This is a genomic window from Methylacidimicrobium sp. AP8, from assembly GCF_903064525.1.
GTDB lineage: Bacteria > Verrucomicrobiota > Verrucomicrobiia > Methylacidiphilales > Methylacidiphilaceae > Methylacidimicrobium.
Genome location: NZ_LR797830.1, coordinates 1098620 through 1119582, shown reverse-complemented (window position 1 = coordinate 1119582; position 20963 = coordinate 1098620). Strand labels below are relative to the sequence as shown.

The following is a 20963-nucleotide window of genomic DNA, read 5'->3' as shown; positions in this document are numbered from 1 at the left end:
CCATGATACGGATTCTTTTCGATGTCCTGGTTGTCGGATATGCCTTGGTGGCTCTTCTGCTCGTCTTAGTCATCCTCATGCAACGGAGCAAGCAGGAGGGGTTGGGAGCGACGTTCGGCAGCGGAGTCACCGACGCGCTCTTCGGCGCTCAAACCTCCAGCATCCTCGTCAAGGCAACCGCATGGCTTGCAGCGATCTTTTTCGGCTTGGCCGTGATCCTCTCGAATCTTTCCGGAAGGCTTGCCTCGGATCATGCCAGGATCCAGGAGAAGCTACGCCATCCCAGGACCGCTTCGCCTTCGGCTCCGTCTGCCCCGGGCACGACGCCCAAACCAGCGAGATGACCCTGGGCGATGGCTTCGCGTAGCCTCCCGGCTTTCGTTTGCGGGATTGCGCTCGTCCTATTGGCGAATTGCAGCAGGCCCTCCGGCTCCGATCGACTGACCCTCATCAACGGACCGGAACCGGAAAGCCTAGATCCGCAGGTAATCACCGGACAACCCGAGGGACGGATTTGCAAGGCTCTCTTCGAGGGTCTCACGGCCGAAGACAAGGACGGCAACATCGTTCCGGGCATCGCCCGAGAGTGGACCGTTTCTCCGGACGGAAGGACCTACCGATTTCTTCTCCGGGAGAGCTGCTGGAGCGACGGCAGCCCGCTAACCGCCGCCGATTTCGTCGCCTCCTGGCAGCGGGCCCTCGCACCGGAGATGGCGGCCAAGTATGCGGACCTGCTCTATTTCATCGAAAACGCGGAAGCCTACAACCGGGGGTGGCTGCACGATTTCTCCAAAGTCGGTGTCCGGGCAATCGACGCGCACACGCTCGAAGTCCGGCTGATTGGTCCTACCCCTTTCTTTCCCGCCCTCTGCGCACAACCCATCTATTTTCCAGTGCCGCTCGCGGCCATACAAAAACATGGCGACAATTGGATCAAACCCGGAAAGCTCGTGAGCAACGGCCCCTACCTTCTCGAATCGTGGCGGATCAACGATCGCATCGTGCTGCGGAAGAATCCCCGGTACTGGCGACAGGAGACGGTTTGCATCCCATGGATCGAAGCGCTCGCCGTGACACGGGCGTCGGCGGCGTTCAACCTTTACGCGAGCGGCAAGGCCGATCTCCTTCTCGACAAGGGGCTCATTCCGACCTTCTTTCTTTCCGAGCTTCGGAAGCAGCCCTACTTTCATTCCGCCCCTTTCCTGGCTACCTACTTTTATCGGATCAATGTGACCGTTCCTCCGCTCAACGATCCTCGCGTCCGAAAAGCCCTAGCCCTGTCGATAGACCGGGAGCGCCTGATCCGCACCATCACCCGCGGCGGGGAGCTGCCGGCCCGATCTCTCACCCCGCCGGGAATTCCCGGATACACCCCACCCGCTGGCTTGGAATTCGATCCGGACAAGGCCAGGGCCCTGCTGGCCGAAGCGGGATTCCCCGGCGGTCGGGGATTTCCTCCATTGACTCTCCTGTACAACTCGAGCGAGCAGAACGAACAGATCGCGACCGAGATCCAGGCCCTTTGGCGCCAGATCTTGGGGATCTCCGTGAGCCTGCGCAATCAGGAGTGGAAGGTATACCTCAATTCCGTGCAGTCGCTCTCCTACGAAATCGCGCGCTCGAGCTGGGTGGGGGATTACGCGGATCCGTACACCTTTCTCGGGTGCTTTCTGCGCGGCAGCGGAAACAACAATACCGGCTGGTCGAACAGCCGCTACGAACAGCTGCTGGCGGAAGCCACGGTCACCGTGGATCTCAAGAGACGCTTGGCCCTGCTCCACGAGGCCGAGACCATTCTCGTCAACGAGGAACTTCCCATTCTTCCGATCTACTTCTACTCGGGAATCATGCTTTACGACGAAAACCGCCTGGGAGGCATCGCGTGCAACCTGCTCGATGAGCACCCGTTTCGAGAGATCTACTTCCGTCCCCGCTCCGCGGCGGGCGCGGTCCAGCGTTGACCACCATGGCACACCAGCCCCCTCCCGACCACGATTATGTTTCGTCGGGATTCTTTGCTTTTTTGATTTCCCATCCATCGATCGGCTCTCTCCCACCCCTGGCAGCAACCAGTCCGAGCCGAGCCAGTAGCGAAGCGGCCGCCAGGGGAAAGGTGCAATCCGGATGAAACCCTCATGGTCATCTTCCTTATCCGCCGCTTGATCCGAGCGATTCCGGTGCTTCTGGGGGTGATCACCATCACCTTCTTTTTGGTACGTCTGGCTCCTGGCAGCCCGTTTGCCGGAGAACGAGCCATCCCTCCGGCGATCCTGCGGGAGCTGGAAAGCCGCTACAAGCTCAACGGTTCCCTCTGGGAACAGTATACGAGCTACGTATCCGACGTCCTTCATGGAGATCTCCGTCTTTCGACTCGCTATCGGAATCGAACCGTGGGTGAGATCATCGGCCAGACCCTTCCCGTCTCCTTGACGCTCGGGGGAAGCGCGTTCTGTGTGGCCCTCGGCTTCGGCATCGCAGCCGGTGTCTGGGCGGCTGTTCGCCATAACCGGACGGCGGACCGCTTCATCCAGCTCCTCTGTATGGGGGCCATCTCGATTCCGAGCTTTGTGTTGGCTCCCCTCGCCGTCCTGCTGCTCTCTTTGCAATGGAAGCTTCTCCCTTCCGGCGGTTGGGGAAGCTTCCGCGAGCTCCTTCTACCTGCAATCTGCCTCGCCCTACCCTACGCCGCAGTTGTCGCCAGGCTCACCCGTGCCAGCATGCTCGAGATCCTGCCGATGGACTATATCCGCACCGCGCGGGCCAAGGGGCTGACCCCCGCAGCCGTCCTCTTCGTCCATGCGCTCAAGCCCGCCTCTCTTCCCATCATCGCCTACGCGGGGCCTCTGGCCGCCAATCTCCTGACCGGTTCGCTCGTCATCGAGGAGATCTTCGGGATCCAGGGAATGGGCTCCTTTTTCGTCGAAGGCGTCCTGAGCCGCGATGTCTTCCTCGTTGCGGGCGTGACTCTGGTCTATAGCACCCTTCTCATCGGCTTCAACTTGTTGGCCGATCTCGTATCCGCTTGGCTCGACAAGAGAGTGCAGCTTTCGTGAAAGCCAGTGTACGTGCTTCCAAGAAAGGCTTCGACGGGTGGACCGCCTTTGCGGCCGCCTCGCTTGCCCTCTTGGTTTTAGCCGCGATCTTCGGCCCGATGCTCTCCCGCTATCCGGCGGCGGCAATCGGTGAAGAGTCCTTGGCGCCTCCCAGTCCGAGCCATTGGATGGGGACCGATATCCATGGCCGCGACCTTTTGACCCGCCTGCTTTGCGGCGCACGGATCTCTTTCCTCGTCGGATTCTTCGGCGCGGTTGTGAGCCTGGTGATCGGCTCTACCTATGGAGCGGTCGCCGGATACGCCGGAGGAAAGGTTGACAGATTCCTCATGCAGATAGTCGATCTCCTCTATTCCCTCCCGACCTTGATCTTCGTCATCGTCCTGATCGCCTTGCTGGAAGCTCCCTTGCGAAAGGCATTGATCGGCTGTCAGCTGGCCGGCCTTCTCCCCTACAGCCGCATCTTCCTCCTTTTTCTCGGGCTCGGACTCGTCGAATGGCTGACCATGGCCCGCGTTGTGCGGAGCCGGGTCCTCGTGCTCAAATCCGCACTTTTCGTTCAAGCAGCGCGCGTCATCGGCCGATCGCCTTTCGGCATTCTCCGTCATCACATTCTGCCGCACCTTTTGGGAATCGTCGCGGTCTACCTGACCTTGACCGTTCCCGCCGTAATCCTGGCCGAATCCTTTCTCAGCTTCCTAGGACTGGGCGTCGAACCGCCTTCCGCCAGCTTGGGGACTCTCTTGGCGGACGGAGCCCAGGCGATCAACCCGATGAAGACGGCTTGGTGGCTGCTGGTCTTTCCCGGAGGGATGCTCGCCTGGACCCTATGGGCGCTCAACGCTCTGGGAGACAAGCTGCGGGATCGGCTCGACCCTATCGGGAGCTAGTTTCGGATACGAGCAGGTTAATCCCTGCTCCAGCGGCAAGCGGGCATAGTCGAGTGCGTATCGGATCATGTCCTCATGCCGGAGCGGCCGCCCATCCGGAAACGAATCTACCACCTCTTCCTCCAATACCGTGCTCCGTGCTCCTTCGACCCGGCAGGGGGTACCCCGGCCCAATCGTCCGCGAAGGAGCCAGAAGCGGGCGCCGGCGCGTTGCCGGCAGCAGAAAGCATGTTCCACCCAAGATGGGATGGAAAGCAGCCGACCGCAAAAGGTGATCGGATCGATCAAATAGAGGAGAACCACCCGAATCCGTTCTTTGGCTAGGAAGCGGGCAAGACGGACGGCGCTCACCCCACCCCGGCTGTAGCCGAAAAGAGCAACGCCTTCGGTTCTTTCCCACAAGCCAGAGAAGAAAAGGGGAAGAATCCAGCCCGCGCTCGGAGGAAACACATGCGCCCCCGCCCGTCTGGCGGCCTCAACCAGCACATAATTGACCCATCCTGGTCCGGCGGGGCCGGCACCATGAAACACGATGCGGCAGATGCGGGATATGGCCGGCGGAAACCGAGTCCTCACGTCCCCTTCGTCCCGCGGGCGAGAATCCGGCGCAACACGTAGGGTAGAATTCCCCCATGCCGGAAATAGTCGGCCTCGGCTGGGGTGTCGATCCGGCAAAGGATCGGCACCTGGCGGACCGAACCGTTCCCGCGGCGGATCTGCAAACAGAGCTCCTGGCCCGGCTCGAGGTCCTGCTCGAATCCGGGGATATCGAAGAGCTCGCTGCCGTCGAGCAGGAGATCGGAAAGCCGGACGCCGCCAAGGAAGGTGCAAGGCAAGACGCCCATTCCGACAAGGTTTCCTCGATGAATGCGCTCGAAGCTTTCGGCGATCACGGCGCGCACGCCTAAGAGAGCACATCCCTTTGCCGCCCAGTCGCGGGAGCTGCCGGTCCCATACTCCCGTCCCGCGAAGACGAGCAACGGCACTTCTTCTTCCCGATACTTCATGGCGGCATCGTAAATCGACATCCGGCTTCCGTCGGGCATGTGGCGGGTGACACCTCCTTCCGCATCGGGCACCATCCGGTTGCGCAACCGGATGTTCGCGAATGTGCCGCGTACCATCACCCGATCGTTGCCGCGCCGGCTGCCGTAGCTATTGAACTCAGCGCGGCCGATGCCCAACTCGCTCAAGTAGCGGCCGGCGGGGCTATCGGGCTTGATCGCACCGGCCGGCGAGATATGGTCCGTCGTCACCGAGTCGCCCAGGATGCAGAGGGCGCGCGCGCCCAGGCAAGGACGCCGGGGGGGCACTTCCAAGGAAAAGCCTTCCAGGAAGGGCGGCTCCTGGATATAGGAATTGTTCGGATCCCATGGATAAATCTCCCCGCGGGGAGCTTCGATCCGACACCACTGCGGGTTGAGCTCGGCGAAATCGTGGTAAAGGCGGCCGAAGGCTTCGGGATCGGTTGCCGATCCCATCAGCCTCGCCACCTCTTCCGCATTCGGCCATACCTCCCGGAGGAACACCGGACGGCCGGCGGGATCCCGGCCCAAGGGTTCCGATTCCGGGTCCCAGTCAACCCGCCCGGCGAGCGCGAAGGCAACGACCAGAGGCGGGGACATAAGAAAATTGGCGCGAACCGCCGGATGGATCCGTGCCTCGAAATTCCGATTTCCGGAGAGCACCGCCGCCACGATCAGCTGGTTAGAGCCGATCGCCTCCTCCAACGGCACAGACAATGGGCCGCTATTGCCGATGCAAGTCGTGCATCCGTAGCCCACCACCGCGAAGCCGAGCCGGTCCAAGAAATCTTGCAGCCCCGTCCGCGCCAAATAATCCGAGACGACGCGGGAGCCTGGCGCTACCGAGGTCTTCACGTGAGGGGGCACCGTCAGTCCACGCTCCACCGCCTTCTTCGCCAGAAGCCCGGCAGCGAGCATCACGCTCGGGTTCGAAGTATTCGTGCAGCTGGTGATAGCGGCGATGACCACAGTCCCGTGGCCGATCTCCGCGGGAATTCCTTCCATAGGCGCAGCCGCGCGGTCGAGCTCCGGGTGCAGATCCCGCAGCTCGCTTTCGCTGGGCGAGTCCGGCTCCGTTCCGTTGAGATCGGCCGGCGGCAGGCCGCAGGCGATGAGTCCTCCTTCGACACGGACCCGTGTCCTCAGCTCCTCCGGTCCCTTCCCATAGCCGCCCTGATCCTTGGGAAGAGCGAGCAACCGCTGAAACGCACTTTTAACCGATCTGAGCCCGATGCGATCCTGCGGGCGGCGGGGCCCGGCGACCGCAGGCTCCACTGCCTCCAGCGGAATCTGCACAATCCGGCTATAGTCGATCTCGTCCACTTCTTGCGGGATGCGGCACAACTCCTGGCTGACATAGTAGCGTTCCACGAGCTCGAGCAGCTCCCGCGGGCGTCCGGTCCTCTGCAGATAGGCGAGAGATTCTTTGTCGAACGGGAAGTATCCCATCGTCGCTCCGTACTCGGGCGCCATATTGGCGAGAGTGGCTCGATCCGGGACGCTCAGCGATGAGGCACCCGGGCCGAAAAACTCCACGATCTTATTGACCACTCCGAACTGGCGGAGTTTCTCGGTGATCCACAAAACCAGATCGGTCGCCGTGACTCCGGGAGCCAGAGCACCCGTCAACTGGACGCCGATCACCTCGGGCGTCAGCAGGTAGTAGGGCTCGCCCAGCATCGCGGCTTCCGCCTCGATGCCGCCGACACCCCATCCGACCACGCCCAGCCCGTTGACCATCGTTGTATGGGAATCGGTTCCCAGGACAGTATCCGGATAGACGATCTTCCCGTCCGGCTCTTGCTGAACGAAGACCCCTTTGGCAAGAAACTCCAGGTTCACCTGGTGGCAGATCCCGATTCCGGGCGGAATAATCCGCAACTTTCGGAATGCCCCTTCCCCCCACTTTAGGAAGGCGTACCGCTCTCGATTGCGGACAAACTCCCATTCCAGGTTTTTCGCCAGCGCATCCGGCGTTCCAAAAAAATCCACCTGAACGGAGTGGTCGATCACGAGGTCCACCGGAATTTCCGGTTCCACCCGGCCCGGGGGCCGGCCGATCCGCGCGAGCGCGCTCCGCATCGCAGCAAGATCCACCAATAGGGGAACTCCCGTGAAATCCTGTAGGAGAATGCGGGCCACCCGAAAAGGAATTTCCCGGCGTGCCGGGTTCTTGGAGTTCCAGCGTGCCAGAGCCTCTACGTCCTTCTCCTCGATCCCCGCTGTTCCGCAAAAGCGCGCCAGCGACTCCAGAAAAATGCGCAAGCTGATCGGAAGCCGGTGGACGGGACCCAATCCCGCCTCTTCCAGAGCGGGAAGCGAAAAGAACCAAAACTTTTCTCCTCCCGGCAGAGTAAAGCTTCTCTTCCACTCCGCATTTACTAACTTTGACTTCATGGCGGACTTTGTGTTATCAGCAAAAAGAGTAGGCTTCGCAAAAAGCGATAGCAACCGGATTCCTTTGAATAGGAACGGCGAATCCGATTGGCACGGTTTTCGCTTTCCTACCCGCAGCGGAATCGGTTTGGAGAGGGAAACCGGAAGGAGGTATAGGATGCGTTTAGCCCAAGATCCGTTCGATTCGTGCCTGAAGTCCAAGACCCTGTTCCGCCTGCCTGGCCACAAGCAGGAGAAGATCCTCGCCCGTCGCTACGAGCGCCGGAAGGCCCGGCAGCATCTCCATCGCCGCGGCTTTCCGGAAGAAGACTAGCCGCCTTCGCCCGGCCTCGGTTCCCTTCGGATCCCGAAGAGCACATTTGCGGAGCGCCTCTCTTCGGGAGAGGGCGTTTAGCTTTCCCCATGCCCAGTCCCGGTAGCCGGCTTTAGGCGAAATGCCGCAGAAGACCGGCGCGTACCGCCGACGGAATTCCCCCGCTTTTCTTCCCGCCCTCGAAACGAAGTGGGTTGATTGTTTTACACTAATCAATAACTTTGTTTAATGGATATAACGCTCCAGCAACTGCGCGTGTTCGAGGCGATCGTCCATCACCGGAGCTTTACCAAAGCAGCCGAGGCCGTCCACTTGACTCAGCCGGCCGTTTCCATCGCGATCAAGCGTCTTGAGGAAACCGTCGGTCTTCCGCTCTTCGAGCGCATCGGGAAAAAGGTCTATCTCAGCCGGGCGGGAGAAGCCGTCGCAGAGCGGGTTCGCATCATCCGCCGCGAGCTCGATTCCCTTGACGCCCTGGTGCTCTCGCTTCGCGGAGGGGTTCAGGGGCCGCTGCGGATCGCAGGCGTCACGACTTCCAAATATTTTATGCCCCATCTCCTTGGGGCCTTCATCCGCTTGTATCCCGGGGTGCGACCGAGCCTGACGGTCACCAATCGGGCGCGCGTTCTGCAGCGGCTCGCGGAAAACCAGGATGATTTGGTGGTGATGGGACAAGTGCCGGAAGGGTTGCCGGTGGAGAGCTTCGCCTTCTTGGACAACTCCCTGGTAGTGGTAGCCTGGTCGAATCATCCGTATGCCGCCAGGCAGGATATTCCGCTTCGCGACCTCCTTCGGGAACGGTTTTTGAGTCGGGAATCCGGCTCCGGGACCCGCGCGGCCGTCGATCAGGCGTTTCGACGGGAAGGGATGGTCGTTGAACCCTACATGGAGCTCGGCAGCAGCGAGGCCATCAAGCAAGCCGTAATCGCCGGATTGGGCATCTCGGTTCTGTCCGTCCACAACATCCGGCCCGAGCTGCAGCAGGGCCGTCTTCGGATCCTCGATGTCGTCGGTTTCCCTCTCCGGCGGCACTGGTACGCGGTCTATCCCAAGGGGAAGCATCTTTCCCGAACCGCAGAGGCCTTCCTCGCCTTCCTCCGGGCGGAGGCCGCTGCCATTCTGGAACACCCGCCGAGCGGCGCGGCCGTCCCGCCGGTTATAAGGAAACGCGGGATGCCCCCAGGCGAAGGGCGGGATTCGGCCGATATTCGAGAGCGGGCGCCAGCCGCCAATTCCGCTGGAGCTTGCAGAGGAGGTAAAACACCTTCACTCGAAGCCAGAGAGACGGATGGAGATCGCTGTTTCCCGCCAGAAGATGAATGACCGCCTCCTTCATCGATTGCGGCGGACGAGGAGTCATGAACACCTCGAAGGACCGATCGTCGTAAAACATCTGGATCATCTCTTCGAAACGGCGCGCAAGAGCATGAATCCGCCGGGTGTACGCGCGCTGCGCGGCGCCGGAGAACTCGCGCGATCTTTCCGATTGGCTTAGAATCATTTCGGCCGCTGCCAGCCCACCCTCGAGGGCGACCGTCACCCCGGAGGAAAAGACCGGATCCAGGAACCCGGCCGCATCTCCCGCCGCCAGCCACCGCCGACCCGCCAGCCGCTCTAAACGATAAGTGTAGTCGGCCGTGGTCCGGAATGGGGTCATGGCCTGCGCCTTGTGCAGGCGCGAGCGCAGCTCTTTGCTGTCCTGCACCGTGGCCTCGAAGAGCTCTACCGGACTTTTCTTGGCTTCTTGGAAAACCGACAGCGGCCTCACCATGCCGACCGACGTCTTTTCCTCGTCCAGGGGAATGAACCAGAACCAGCCGTGGGGGAGGCGGACCACCGTGATGTTCCCCTCGGCCTTGCCCGGGTTGCGCCGCACGTTCCGGAAGTGGGCGTAGACGGCCATCTTCTTCGGAACGCCCAGGTCGGTTTTAGGTATGCGCAAAAGTCTGCTTAGAAACGGCTCACGTCCCGTCGCATCCAGCAGCCATCGCCCCCGGGCCCGCTCGATCCTTCCCGCCAGCGCATAGTCCACCTCCACACCGTCCGGCGTCTCCCGAAAGTCCCGAGCCGCCGCGCCGGCGAGAACGGTCGCCCCCGACTCTTTGGCATGATCAAGGAGCAGCGCGTCGAACTTCGACCGCTCCACTTGGAAAGTCTTATCATAGGGCTCGGGTAGGCTTTCCCCGAACCAGAAGCGCCGAAAGGAGCTCCCATCGCTCAGCACGAACTCGGCTCCGGCCTTGACCATAAAGCCGGCATTCCGCACTTTGTCCCAGACTCCGATCCTCTGCAGCACTCGATGGCAAAAAGGCAGGAGCGATTCGCCGATATGAAAGCGGGGGAAGCTCTCTTTCTCCAGAAGCAAGACCCGCTTCCCGTTCCGAGCCAGCAGGCTTGCGGCGGCGCTTCCCGCCGGACCCCCTCCCACGATGATCACCGGATCGTTCATTTCGCCTCCGCCTGCTGCGCAATGAGCCAGGCACGCAGTGTGGACAAGTTTTCCAATACCCTCCTCGCCGCTTCCGGATCCTGGAGGGAGACCCCGTACCTCCGCTCGAGTTCCGTGGTGAGCTGGAGCGCATCGATCGAATCAAGTCCGATCCCGTTCGGTCCGAAAAAAGGAGTCTCCTCCCCGAGGCTTTCGGCCGGGAACCGAAGCATGCAGCATTCTCGCAAAAGGGCGCGCAATTCGTCGTACGTTACCGATTGGGCCGGCATCCAGGCAGAAAGGTCGGGTGTATTTAGAGAAAAACGCTATGGAGAAGTCTACCCGAAAATTTCTCTTTTCCGCCCCATCGACCGCGGTAAAGCCCGCCTCCGCAGCGGCAAGCGCACAGAGGCCCTCCATGGGCCCGGCAAGATAACGCCGCTTCTTTCCTTCCTAGATCGTCTTCTGGCTCTTTATCCGGTAGCATGCGGGGCATGGCCACCCGAAGCACACAAAGACCCATCGTCGCCGTAACCGGAGTTGGGATGGTTACGGCTCTCGGAGAAGACGTCAGCTCTTCCTGCGATGGGCTGCTCGAAGGAAAAGACGGCGCTCGCGCGGTCGATCTATTCGATACGGAAGGATGCCGCTGCCGCTCTGCGGCTCAAGCATGCCTGCCCTCCCTCCCCTCGCACACGTCCCGCAAACTCCCGCGCGCCTCGCGCCTGGCGATTCCGGCCGCTCGGGAAGCCCTCGCGCAGGCGGATCTGCTTACCTCCGATGGGCGGGTGCGGCTTCCGCAGATCCCCCTCTGCCTGGCCACCACCGAAGGAGCCATGGAGTTCGGAGAGCGATTTCTCGGCGAGCTTCTCGCAGGCCGCCGCGGGCGCCTCCGTTGGGTCGGGCGGTACCAGCCCCAGCAGCAGGCCGTCGATCTTCAGCGAGCATTCGGCCTGTGCGGCCGCTCGCTCGTGATCGCCAATTCCTGTTCCAGCGGGACCGATGCGCTCGGCCATGCCGCTCAAATGATCTGGTCCGGCGAAGCCGACTGCGTTCTGGCGGGGGGGTTCGAGGCTCTTGCGGAGACCGTCTTCGTTGGATTCGATTCGTTACGAATCCTCACTGCCGGGCGTTGCGCTCCCTTCGACCAGAGGCGAAGTGGACTTCTTCTCGGAGAAGGCGCGGCCTTTCTGGTGCTGGAAAGCCTAGAGCACGCATCGAGCCGGCGCGCGCGCCCTCTCTGCCTGCTGAGCGGGTACGGTCAAGCCACCGACCTCTATCATCTGACCCAGCCGGCCCCGGACGGAACCGCCCTTTGCCGGGCCATCGAGGCGGCCCTCCTTTCCGCGAAAGTAGATCCGGGGGAAATCGGGTACCTGAATGCACACGGGACCGGTACATGCCTGAACGATGAATCGGAGGCCCGCGCTTACTCGCGCCTCTTCGGGATCGGCTGGCGGATCCCGCGGATGAGCAGTGTGAAGGCGATCATCGGCCATACGCTGGGCGCTGCCGGCGCGATCGAAGCCGTCTTTTCGATCTTCGCCTTGCGGACGGGGCGGCTGCCTCCGCAGTGGAACACCGTCTCTCCCCTTGCCGAAGTCGAGCAAGCCCTTGTCCGACCGCAGGAACCACTCCAGCCGCTCACCCACGTGATGAGCGTAAACGCCGGATTCGGCGGGACCAACGCCGCACTGGTCTTTACCCGACATGACTGACCGTCTGCTCCTCCACGCGCGTGCCCTCGGCGTGGTTTCCCCCGCCGGATTCGGCCCGGAAAGCCTGATCCGGCCGGTCCCGCCGGAAGAGCGCGCCATGGTCCTGGCTTCCGCCCCGACCCGGAGCTTTCCTGTCTTCGCGGTGGACCGATCGGATCGGCGGTGGCAGGTTTGGGCGGAAGAGCCGCGGCTTCGCCGGGCGGGCTCGCTTACACAGTTCCTCGTGGAAGCGATCGGACAAGCGCTGGCCGGAGCCGGTGCAGCGGATCGAGGCGGAATGGGGCTCATTGCGGTCTTCAACAACGGCAGCATCTCCCATAGCGCCCGCTTCTTCGCCGGCTATCGAGGCCAAGGGCGGCGGTTCGCCAGTCCTCTTCTCTTTCCTGAAACCGTCTACAATGCGGCTACCAGCCATGCGGCCGCCGTATTCGGCCTTCGCGGTCCTAGCTGCTCGCTCGTCGGAGATGAATCGGCTTGGGTGGAAGGACTCCGGATGGGAAGGATCTGGCTGGAACTCGGACACGCGTCGACGGTTCTGCTCGCCGCCTCCGAGGAGATCACCTCCATAACCCTGGACGCCTTCCGCTCCGCCAGCTGGCTTCATCCCTCTCGACCTTTTCGACCGGCGGAAGGCGCGGTTGCGCTGCTTCTGACCGCCCGCCCGGAAAGCGGGCTTTTCTCCGTTGCACCCGCGCCGATGAGTTTCCCGTATGCGAGCCGAAAGGAACTGCCGCTGATTGCATCCCGCTTCGCCCAAGGGCTGCCGCATGTGCCCGTCCATCCGACGGCGCGGGGCTCGTGGCTTGAGTCGCTGGAAAGACAGGTGCTCGGCTCCTTCCCTTGCGTGGAATCCTATCCCTATATCGGAAGCGCATTCTCTGTCTCCTCCGGATGGCAGACGATCCGCGCGGCTACGCTCTTATCCGAAAAGAGGCCGGAAATCCTTGTTCCGATTTGGGGTACCAGCCACCAGCTGTCGTGGATCCATCTCCACTTCGCGCCGGGGGCCGGCCGAAGAGAGCGCCGCCCGCCGTTCTTCAAGCCGTAGGCTTGCTCGTTTCGGGATGAGGAGACGTAGGCGGCAGCGAGGCGATAAGGCGGCGATCCAACTCTGCGAGCTCGGCTCGCAGCCCGCCTGCTCGATCGCCCGCAGAACCCGCTCCTCGGTCATAATCCATCGGCTCCGGCAGTAGATTCGGTAATCTTCCCGCCATTCGTCGGGCGTCAGATTGACGGTAGCCAGGTTCGCTCCCGCCTCGATCGCCCGCACGTACCCGGAAACGTCGCAAAGGTTCAGGGCGCTCACGGCCGGAATCATCCAGTGCGACGAGGAGAGCCGAAGAACCGCCACGGCGTTGAGCGTGCGGTTGAGGTCTCCCGGCGGTTCGGAAGCGACCGGAGTACCCTCCCCGGGTATGAACGGCCATTTCTCACAAGCTTTCTCCTACGGCTTGCAAAACGGGCTCGTCTGCTTCGCTCCCGCTTGGTTTTCCATCCTCGCAGTATGTCTTCATACAGCTCCGGTGGAAAACCTGCGCCCGCCTCGCACCCAAGCCCATTTGCGGCGCCTCGGCTACGAAATTTGTGAGAAATGGCCGTCAAAGGGCTCACGCCGCAACCGGAAAGCGGCAGCGAACAGAGCAAATCGAGCGTCTCCGCTTCCTGAGCAGGGGTCTGCTGCGGCAACCCGTGGATCCAGCCAAAGGAGACGCGCCAACCCGTTTCGGCCGGATACCGGATCGCCTCGATCCGGCTTTCCAGCGTTCCCGGGCGTTGCAGCAGCCGATAATGCCGGGCATCCCCCGTTTCCAACTTGAGGATGTATCCCCGTGCGCCGGCTCGTTTCGCGGCATCGTAAAGACGAAACGCGAGAGTTCCCATGCAGAGGCTGATCCCGAGCCGGCTTTCCTTTGCCAGATCTTCGATCACCGGCAGCACCACCTCCCGAAGGACGACAGGATCCTCCCCCGCCTGGAAGTTCAGGTCCGTAACGGACGCGGGCAGACGCTCTTCGAGCAGGCGCCGAACGGCTTCCCGCGCCAAGCGGAATCGGCGAAGATCGCCGTTCTCCCGGCGCATCCCGCAATACATGCAGTTTTGCCGGCAAAAATTGCCGACTTCAATCACCCCACGGACGAAAATCCGGTTGCCGAAAATCGGCTCGCGCGCCCCCCCCTCGCACGCTCCCAGAGATCTCGCTGTCGAGCCGAGCCCGGGTCCAACGCCTCTCTCCGCCACCTCGGATTTTTGTCTCCGCAACGTCGTGCCGGCAGGCGTTCATTCCCTAGAAGCTGATCTGTCTAAATACGTTGTCAATTTTCTTCTTGATTCGCAGTGCCACCTCGGTCAGCTTTCCGGCGTGCGATCCGTGGTTCGGGCCGCGGCCCGTTACGCTGTTCTTCCGGCGATGGTAAGCGCAGGCTGGCTCCTGAGCGCCGAGTTTTTTCCGTCCCTCTTTACGGCATACGGCAGCAGCGCAGCCGGTGCCGATCGATCCGAATGGACCACCACCCACTCCGATGAACCGGCCAGCGTCCCGCCGACGGCAGCGGGAACCGATTCGTTAGACAAGCCAGGGCCCCTCGCCCGCCCGCAGACCGGCCGCAAAACCGCTCCAGCACAACCCCGGCCGAGCCGATTGTCCTCGACGGAGCAGCAGCGCAAAAGCGCGAAAACGACGCAGGCCGCCAAGCCCGAACCCGTCGGCATTCAGATCGCGAAGCTCTTCCGGAAGATCGGCGCCGACTTCGAAGAGTTTTTCGTCGGAACCCGAACGGTGGATAAGGATGATTGAGCCGTCGCGGGCAGGCTGTCTGTGGCCCCGGCGAGCACTTCCCATCTTATGGGTAGGTCGCACTCTCGCGGGCGGCTTCACGCCGGAAACGGTTCGTTCTTCACCGGCATGCGCACCCGGTTGTCGAACCGTTTTTCTTTTCTTCTCGCTGGATAAATCGGATCTACGCCGTATGATTATTCGTATTAAAGCATGAGGGACGGACTTTCTGCGCGTTCGCTCTCTTTGCTGGCGACCGGGGCGCTGGCCACCGCTTCGCTCTTCACGCCGGCTGCCCTGCTGTGTCGTGCTGCCGCTGCTCCGGCGTCCGCGGCGGCGTCTCCTTCGGGAGGGAAGACGGCGCAATCCGGAGCGCGGAACGGTTCTCCTTCTTCTGCCGGCCGGAATCAGGCATCCGCCGGCAAAACCGCAGGCGCGGGCACGAAGCGGTCTGCCGGCAGGAAGCACGGTTTGCAGTCCAAAAAAACGGGCAAGTCCGACGCGTTCGGGAAGTTCGGGAACGACGTGGACAAAACCTTCCGCGGGATCGGCGGCGACTTGGAAGAATTTTTCACCGGCAAGCGCACGGTCGACAAATAACCCGGCTCATTCCCGAGCCCTGCTGCTTCCGGAACGCCGCAAGAGTACTGCCGGAGCGCAACCGGGTCGTTCCAGGCCTGCTCCTTTTCGACTCCTTGCGCAGAAACGGCAGGAAGCCGGAGGTTAAAAGACCGGGCTGGCCAAGGCAGCCCCGGCGGTCCGCAGGTTCGCCCGGCGCGCGCCCGTCCGGCTCACGTGCTGGACCGGAATCGCCCGTCGTTCTGTCGGTTGCGGGGACGTCTGACCGACGAATCGGTAATGCTGGATGCCGGCATACTCCTTGGGCCAAACATTCCAAAGAGAACCCGGCTGCCGGAAGTCGGAGTACCAGTGCCCCTGGTAAAACACCTCGATATGGCCGTAGTGGCTTCTCTTTCTCGGTAGAAGGATCCGCACGTCGTAGTTCTTCGGCACCACGTTGGCGGAGATCCGCCGATAGCAGCCGGTCTTCAGAAGCGGCACTCCGTACTCCTTGGCATAGTCCCTCCGCTCGAGTTTCCGGCCCGTGAGCTTTTCTACGGCCATGCGCACCGCACGCGCGCACATCCCGCGGGAGTGCTTTTGCTTGGGGAGCGCCTGCACGAACGCCCTGGGATTCGGGCTCACCGGGATGGAGGAGACCGCCGCTCCTTTCTGGCCGTAAGCCGCTACCGCAACCGAAAATACGACCGAACCGCTAAAAAGAAGCTTAGCAAAAGCCATCGGGCATTGCCTTATGCCGGAAACCGGCAGCCCGGGCAAGATTTTATTTTTTCTTCACAGTGGGTCGCCGCTTGCGCTCGTTCTCCGCTCGATTACGCTCGCCTTCGCGAGAGCAAAAGCGTTATGAGTCTCCGCCGCCGTTATGGCGGGGCCTCGCTTGCATGGCTCACAAAGTTGGTAGTCGATCCGAGACGGAACCGACCGACGGGAGCCGGCCGCTCCAGATCCCGGCCCGGAGCAAAGCCGCGCCGTCACTCCGAAAGGAACAAGCACAAGGCGCCCCTGCGCCTCCGACGGCATTTCCCTGCGCGACCGCTCTCTGGAAGGCCTGGGAACGCACCGCGGCACGTCTGGCGGAGGAACCCGCCTTCCTTCCCTTGGAATCCGATCGGTGGATTTCCTTTCGTGAAATCGATTCGGCGGCGCGAGCCCTTGCGCACGAGCATCTGTCCGACGCGCGCAACGCCTGGATCGCCTTCTCTTTGCCGAACGGGCCGGAGTGGATCGGGGCTTTTCTCGCTTGCCAGGCGGCGGGAGCCGCAGCCATGCCGCTGGACGCTACGATCCCGGAGGGAGAGCTAGCGCCGACGGCCCAACGGCTGGGCGCCTCGTTCCTGTGGACACCGCATCGCTGGGAACGGCTTGCCCCTCGACGAATCGGACGCGCCGGAATCGCTGTCGTCAAGCTTTCTTCGGGAAGCCGGCGGGAAGCCGTGCCGCTCCCCTTCTCCGCCGAAGCCATGATCGAAGACGGATGGAACACCTCCTGCGCCATGGGCACGGGAGAAAACGACCGAGCCTTGGCCCTCCTTCCGCTCGGACACTCCTACGCTCTCGGAAGCTTGGTCCTCCCCTTCCTGCTTCGGGGCATGCGCCTCGTCTCGGCCGCGACGTTCCTGGCAAGCCAGATTCCGAGATGGATTCGAAGCCATCGGATCACCTTCTTTCCTTCGGTTCCCGATGTCTGGCGCGCGTTGGGGCAGCTGCCCAGGCCGTTGCCCCTTCCATCCCTCCGGATCGCCGTTTCCGCGGGTGCCGCTCTGCCGGCGGAAACGGCCCAACGCATCCAGGAACGCTTTTCTGTGAAGATCCACAGCCTTTACGGGTCGTCCGAAACCGGGAGCATCAGCTATGACGGTTCCGGCGAGGCCACCCTAGCAGGCCGCTCCGTCGGCACTCCGCTGCCCCGCGTCTCGGTCACGATCACGCGCACTCGACGCGTCTCCGTTTCCAGCAGAGCCCTCTTCGGCCGTCGCCGACGGATCACCCTTCCCGACCTCGCCGAGTGGACCGATCGGGGAGAGATACGCTTGCTCGGCCGCGCCGATCCGGTCATCACGATAGGCGGCCGTAAAATCCATCCGGCCGAAGTCGAAGCCCTATTGCGTCGGCTCCCGTCGGTGACCGACGCCCATGTTCGCGGCGTGCGCGGCCGAACCCGAAGCTATTTGATCGCCGCCGCGGAAAGCCCGAAAAGCGCAAGCGAGCTCCTGCGGCTCCTGGCCGATGTCGCGCCGGAATGGAAGATCCCGCGCTTTCTCGTCTGCCTTCCGGCGCTTCCCCGCAACGCACGAGGGAAGGTCGAGGAAAAATCGCTGCGGGCGCTTTTTCACGATATCTATCGCCCGTTCCCGTCGACCCGCGCGAGCCAGATGCGTCCTTCGGCGAGCGGCTCCTCCGATTCGTAAATGGATACGGAGAATTCCGCCAGCCTGCCGTAAGCGTTCCCGCCGGATCTCCACAACAAGAGTCTGGCCGGGCAAGGCGGGCCGTCGGAATCGGAATGCTTGAATCCGCGCCAGCAGGAGGGGCTGCGGATGCGTCACGCCCAGAAGTTCGGACCAGAGGCATCCCGCGGCCTGGGCTCCGCACTCGACCAGCAGGACCCCGGGAAAGATCGCCCGGCCGGGAAAGTGATCCGCGAAGACAAGCAGCGACGGATCGAGAAAAGTTTTTGCGCGGGCGCTCGCTCTCTCCCGATCGACCTCCACCTCGTCGATCCAGGTAAAGCCCGGGCCGTGCGGCAATCGCGGCAGGCTCATGTCGTCCGGCACGCGGCCCGGGTGATGATCCCGCACCCTTCTGCGACGGCTCGGGGCGGGTTCGGCAGAAGCAGTCCGCTTTCCGAACGGAGGACCAAGACCGTGAAACGTTCCCCATGGATGGTGACCCCAGGGTCATCGCCGCGAATCCAACCGCCGGGAAGATCCCTAGGAGCCAGCACCGCGATCGCATCTCCTCCGCGTCGGCGCGCCTCCTGTGCCAGGCGATAGAAAGGTCGATGGGAGAGACCAACGGTCTCGAACGAACGGAGCACTCCCAAGACGCGATACGGCCTCCGCGGCATTCGCGACCAGACCGGCATGTCCTGTCCGCCGATCCGGTAGATCGCGAGAATCCGGGCCCCCGTCTCTGGCGGAGGCGGCTCTCCCTTCCAGGGTTGGAAAGCGACGTTTCGAGCCTCGACAGAGACGGCGGAAAGCAGCAGAGCGCCCGTCAAGAAAAGACCCGAGCCGATCGCCTGGGCAAGCCGTCCCATCGGTGCCTTTCCCCCTATTTTCCTCATTCCGGCGCTTCCGTTTCCCTGGAGCCAATCGCCGGCTCTCTCCGGCCCGCCTCCTGCATCACGGGAAATATCAATCACTTCTTACTTGCCAACCGGCGGCGGCAAGCTACTCTCGAGCTAGCTCATACTATATCGTACAAATTCCGGGAGAAAATCTCTGTGAAAAATCGCCTCTTCTTATCCGCATGGTCGCTTCTCTTTTTGCTCGGCTGCCTTTCGGCCGCCCCACGATGCTTTGCTTCCTGGAATTTGCAGGAGACCGTCGACGAAGCGGCCGCCGTCATTCACCAGTTCAAGCAAGAGGGAAAGATCCCCAAAAGCGTGTTCGACCGGGCCAAGGGTATCGCTTTTCTGCGGATGACCAAGGGCGGACTCGTCATCAGCGGAGAGTACGGTCATGGGCTGGTCGTCCAACGCTTGCCTAACGGCGGCTGGTCCGGTCCTTCGGCGATCTCGAGCAGTGCAGTGGGAATCGGGGCGCAGATCGGCGCAAGCGAGACCAACTACATTTTCATCTTGAACACCGATCGCGCCGTCCGGCGGTTCGCCCGCGGCGGCAAGGTGCACATGACCGGGGAGATGAGCGGAGTCGCCGGCCCCGAAAGCGAGCACGAGGTTTTCTTAAAGCCTAAGGGCGCCGTCTACGTCTACCGGTCCACAGAAGGACTCTTCGGAGGCATCGCGTTCACCGGGTCGGATCTGCGGGAAGCGCCCGATACCAACGAACGCTATTATCACCGTGCGGTTACGGCCGGCGAGATTCTTTCCGGAAAAGTGGCGCCGCCCCGAAAGGCGAAACCGCTTTTGGACGCGCTCAACGCCCCATATCCAAAGTAGATCCGGTGGAACCGGCAAGGCCGGTGCCCCCGGCAGGGCCTGCGGCAGCCCGCGCGTTTCCAGGACCACCGCCCTCAGCCCGCTCCAGGGCAGCAACCGCCATCGCGGCCATTCCTTCGCCCCTCCCGGGAAAACCCATCCCCTCGTTGGTCGTCGCCTTGATGCCGATCCGCTCGGGCTCGATCCCCAAAGCTTTCGCCACCGCTTCGCGCATCGCCGTCAGATAAGGAGCGATCTTCGGCGCCTCCGCGATCAACGACACGTCGACGTTGTCGATCCTCCATCCTTTCTGCCGGAGCCGCTCAGCGATCCGCTCGAGGAACAACAGGCTTGAAGCTCCCTTCCACTGCGGATCGGTATTCGGGAAGAGATGCCCGATATCGCGCTCCCCCGCCGCGCCGAGAAGGGCATCCGCGACGGCGTGGAGAAGCACGTCGCCATCGGAATGACCAAGCAGCCCCTTGTCGGAGGGAATGGCTACCCCCCCTAGCATGAGCTTCCTCCCCTCCACCAAGCGGTGGGCGTCATAGCCAATTCCCACGCGTCCCATTTTGGTTCCTTTCGCTTCGCTTAGGCCCACACTTCGGCGTTCCGCTCGACCGGATCGGCTGGAGCCGACACTTTACCCCGGCCTCGATCCGCTCTATAGCTAGCGGAGATGACTCCGACAAGCTTGGCCGTTTTGGGGACCGGCCTTTTGGGTCAGGGCGTTGCGCGACGCCTTCTCGCCTGCGGGCTCTCCGTTGCTGTCTACAACCGCTCGCCCGCCAAGGCCGAAGCCCTTGTCCCCCTCGGGGCGTTGCTCTGCCTGACCCCCCGCGAGGCGATCGAAGCGTCCGAGCTCGCTATCCTCTGTCTGGCCGATGCGGCCGCGATCCGGCAAACCATCTTTTCGGACCCTCTGTCGCGGTTCCTGTCGGGAAAAAGCCTCTGCCAGATGGGGACCATAGGTCCGGACGAGAGCCGAGACCTGGCCCGGCTCGCTTCCTCCCGAGGAGCCCGCTATCTGGAATCCCCGATCCTCGGCAACGGCAAGGATGCCGAGGAAGGCCGAGCCCAGGTCATGATCGGAGCCGAATCCGAGGACCACGATCGCTGGTGCCGTCTTCTCGGGTTGCTGGGTCGTTGCTTTTGGATCGGACCGGTCGGCAAGGCTGCCGCTCTCAAGCTCGCCTTGAATCAGCTGATCGCCGCTGAGACGGCCGCCTTCGCACTCAGCCTGGGATTCGTCCGCCGCTCCGGTGTACCGGTCGAGCTCTTCCTCGAAATCCTCCGGGGAAGCTCGCTCTACTGTCCAACCTTCGACAAGAAGCTTGCGCGGATGCGGGATCGGAACTTCACCGCTCCCACCTTTTCGCTCCGTCTGCTTCTCAAGGACATCGACCTTTTCCTCCCGGAAGCCGATCGGCTGGGAGTGCGCTCGGATGCCTTGAAAGGAGCGAGGAGGATCGTGCGGGAAGCGGCGGAATCGGGACGGATGGATCTCGATTATTCCGCTCTGATCGATGTCATCGATCCCCTCTCCCCGCCTGGATCGCCCGACGCCGGGGCCAGGATTTGACGGATCGCGCAAGCCATGGAGCCCGATCCGCGGACAGTATCGGTCCTCCCCGTGCGACATCCCCTACCCTTCTCACTCCGCCCGGCAAAGACCGAGCTTG

19 protein-coding genes and 2 pseudogenes are annotated in these 20963 nt (G+C 62.6%); 12 read left to right on the top strand and 9 right to left on the bottom strand.

Translation table 11 applies throughout. The features are described 5' to 3' along the window. Positions 1 to 2: 2 nt before the first annotated feature. From secG to MTHMO_RS05080, 4 genes are all read left to right on the top strand, one after another. Positions 3 to 344 carry a preprotein translocase subunit SecG gene (gene secG / locus MTHMO_RS05095; protein ID WP_202213819.1) on the top strand — a complete coding sequence of 114 codons (342 nt, stop codon included), beginning with the start codon at positions 3 to 5 and terminating at the stop codon, positions 342 to 344. A 9-nt stretch (positions 345 to 353) separates the two neighbouring features. Next, a complete protein-coding gene (locus MTHMO_RS05090) occupies positions 354 to 1961 on the top strand; it encodes a peptide ABC transporter substrate-binding protein (RefSeq protein ID WP_202213818.1) in 1608 nt (535 codons plus the stop codon). A 174-nt stretch (positions 1962 to 2135) separates the two neighbouring features. Then, a complete protein-coding gene (locus tag MTHMO_RS05085; protein ID WP_202213817.1) occupies positions 2136 to 3053 on the top strand; it encodes an ABC transporter permease in 918 nt (305 codons plus the stop codon). After that, positions 3050 to 3943: an ABC transporter permease gene (locus MTHMO_RS05080; protein ID WP_202213816.1), complete on the top strand. Its 894-nt coding sequence runs from the start codon at positions 3050 to 3052 to the stop codon at positions 3941 to 3943. The genes MTHMO_RS05085 and MTHMO_RS05080 overlap by 4 nt, the downstream gene beginning before the upstream one ends. Here MTHMO_RS05080 and MTHMO_RS05075 read toward each other — a convergent pair. After that, positions 3881 to 4429: an alpha/beta hydrolase gene (locus MTHMO_RS05075; RefSeq protein WP_202213815.1), complete on the bottom strand. Its 549-nt coding sequence runs from the start codon at positions 4427 to 4429 to the stop codon at positions 3881 to 3883. The two genes, MTHMO_RS05080 and MTHMO_RS05075, sit on opposite strands and share 63 nt — an antisense overlap. An 86-nt stretch (positions 4430 to 4515) precedes the next feature. After that, on the bottom strand, positions 4516 to 7365 hold the full coding sequence (locus MTHMO_RS05070) for an aconitate hydratase (protein ID WP_202213814.1): 2850 nt from the start codon (positions 7363 to 7365) through the stop codon (positions 4516 to 4518). 157 nt (positions 7366 to 7522) lie between these two features. Between MTHMO_RS05070 and MTHMO_RS05065 the strand changes: the two genes are divergently transcribed. Together MTHMO_RS05065 and MTHMO_RS05060 are read left to right on the top strand one after the other, a co-directional pair. After that, positions 7523 to 7678, top strand: coding sequence for a hypothetical protein (locus tag MTHMO_RS05065; protein ID WP_202213813.1), 156 nt, complete (start codon positions 7523 to 7525; stop codon positions 7676 to 7678). Positions 7679 to 7906: 228 nt separating this feature from the next. Beyond that, positions 7907 to 8728, top strand: a pseudogene (locus MTHMO_RS05060) (LysR family transcriptional regulator); the annotation flags it as partial. Between the two features lie 106 nt (positions 8729 to 8834). On the opposite strand, the gene MTHMO_RS10875 reads toward MTHMO_RS05060, so the two are convergent. Then, complete coding sequence (locus MTHMO_RS10875; protein ID WP_237394778.1) at positions 8835 to 10127, bottom strand: NAD(P)/FAD-dependent oxidoreductase; 1293 nt, start codon at positions 10125 to 10127, stop codon at positions 8835 to 8837. Next, positions 10124 to 10396, bottom strand: coding sequence for an acyl carrier protein (locus tag MTHMO_RS05055; RefSeq protein ID WP_255535344.1), 273 nt, complete (start codon positions 10394 to 10396; stop codon positions 10124 to 10126). The genes MTHMO_RS10875 and MTHMO_RS05055 overlap by 4 nt, the downstream gene beginning before the upstream one ends. A 204-nt stretch (positions 10397 to 10600) precedes the next feature. On the opposite strand from MTHMO_RS05055, the gene MTHMO_RS05050 reads away from it, so the two are divergent. Beyond that, on the top strand, positions 10601 to 11824 hold the full coding sequence (locus MTHMO_RS05050; protein ID WP_202213810.1) for a beta-ketoacyl synthase: 1224 nt from the start codon (positions 10601 to 10603) through the stop codon (positions 11822 to 11824). After that, a complete protein-coding gene (locus tag MTHMO_RS05045) occupies positions 11817 to 12872 on the top strand; it encodes a beta-ketoacyl synthase N-terminal-like domain-containing protein (RefSeq protein ID WP_202213809.1) in 1056 nt (351 codons plus the stop codon). Before MTHMO_RS05050 ends, MTHMO_RS05045 begins: the two co-directional genes overlap by 8 nt. A 266-nt stretch (positions 12873 to 13138) precedes the next feature. On the opposite strand, the gene MTHMO_RS10870 is transcribed toward MTHMO_RS05045, so the two are convergent. Further along, positions 13139 to 14062, bottom strand: a complete 924-nt coding sequence (locus MTHMO_RS10870; RefSeq protein WP_237394777.1) for a radical SAM protein — start codon at positions 14060 to 14062, stop codon at positions 13139 to 13141. 121 nt (positions 14063 to 14183) lie between these two features. Between MTHMO_RS10870 and MTHMO_RS05035 the strand changes: the two genes are divergently transcribed. After that, positions 14184 to 14618 (top strand): hypothetical protein, encoded by a 435-nt coding sequence (locus tag MTHMO_RS05035; RefSeq protein WP_202213808.1) that lies wholly within the window; start codon positions 14184 to 14186, stop codon positions 14616 to 14618. Positions 14619 to 15320: 702 nt separating this feature from the next. Here MTHMO_RS05035 and MTHMO_RS05030 read toward each other — a convergent pair. Continuing rightward, positions 15321 to 15899: a hypothetical protein gene (locus tag MTHMO_RS05030; protein WP_202213807.1), complete on the bottom strand. Its 579-nt coding sequence runs from the start codon at positions 15897 to 15899 to the stop codon at positions 15321 to 15323. Between the two features lie 161 nt (positions 15900 to 16060). Here MTHMO_RS05030 and MTHMO_RS05025 point away from each other — a divergent pair, with 161 nt between their 5' ends. Next, complete coding sequence (locus MTHMO_RS05025) at positions 16061 to 17587, top strand: class I adenylate-forming enzyme family protein (RefSeq protein WP_202213806.1); 1527 nt, start codon at positions 16061 to 16063, stop codon at positions 17585 to 17587. 33 nt (positions 17588 to 17620) lie between these two features. On the opposite strand, the pseudogene MTHMO_RS11235 reads toward MTHMO_RS05025, so the two are convergent. Together MTHMO_RS11235 and MTHMO_RS05020 are read right to left on the bottom strand one after the other, a co-directional pair. Then, positions 17621 to 17941, bottom strand: a pseudogene (locus MTHMO_RS11235) (3-hydroxyacyl-ACP dehydratase FabZ family protein); the annotation flags it as partial. Continuing rightward, positions 17938 to 18438 (bottom strand): hypothetical protein, encoded by a 501-nt coding sequence (locus MTHMO_RS05020; RefSeq protein ID WP_202213805.1) that lies wholly within the window; start codon positions 18436 to 18438, stop codon positions 17938 to 17940. The pseudogene MTHMO_RS11235 and the gene MTHMO_RS05020, both read right to left, overlap by 4 nt. Positions 18439 to 18624: 186 nt before the next feature. Here MTHMO_RS05020 and MTHMO_RS05015 point away from each other — a divergent pair, with 186 nt between their 5' ends. Continuing rightward, complete coding sequence (locus tag MTHMO_RS05015) at positions 18625 to 19302, top strand: lipid-binding SYLF domain-containing protein (protein ID WP_202213804.1); 678 nt, start codon at positions 18625 to 18627, stop codon at positions 19300 to 19302. On the opposite strand, the gene ispF is transcribed toward MTHMO_RS05015, so the two are convergent. Next, positions 19280 to 19852: a 2-C-methyl-D-erythritol 2,4-cyclodiphosphate synthase gene (gene ispF, locus MTHMO_RS05010; RefSeq protein WP_202213803.1), complete on the bottom strand. Its 573-nt coding sequence runs from the start codon at positions 19850 to 19852 to the stop codon at positions 19280 to 19282. The genes MTHMO_RS05015 and ispF overlap by 23 nt on opposite strands. Before the next feature lie 108 nt (positions 19853 to 19960). Between ispF and MTHMO_RS05005 the strand changes: the two genes are divergently transcribed. Then, positions 19961 to 20863, top strand: coding sequence for an NAD(P)-dependent oxidoreductase (locus tag MTHMO_RS05005; RefSeq protein WP_202213802.1), 903 nt, complete (start codon positions 19961 to 19963; stop codon positions 20861 to 20863). The last annotated feature ends 100 nt before the right edge of the window (positions 20864 to 20963 follow it).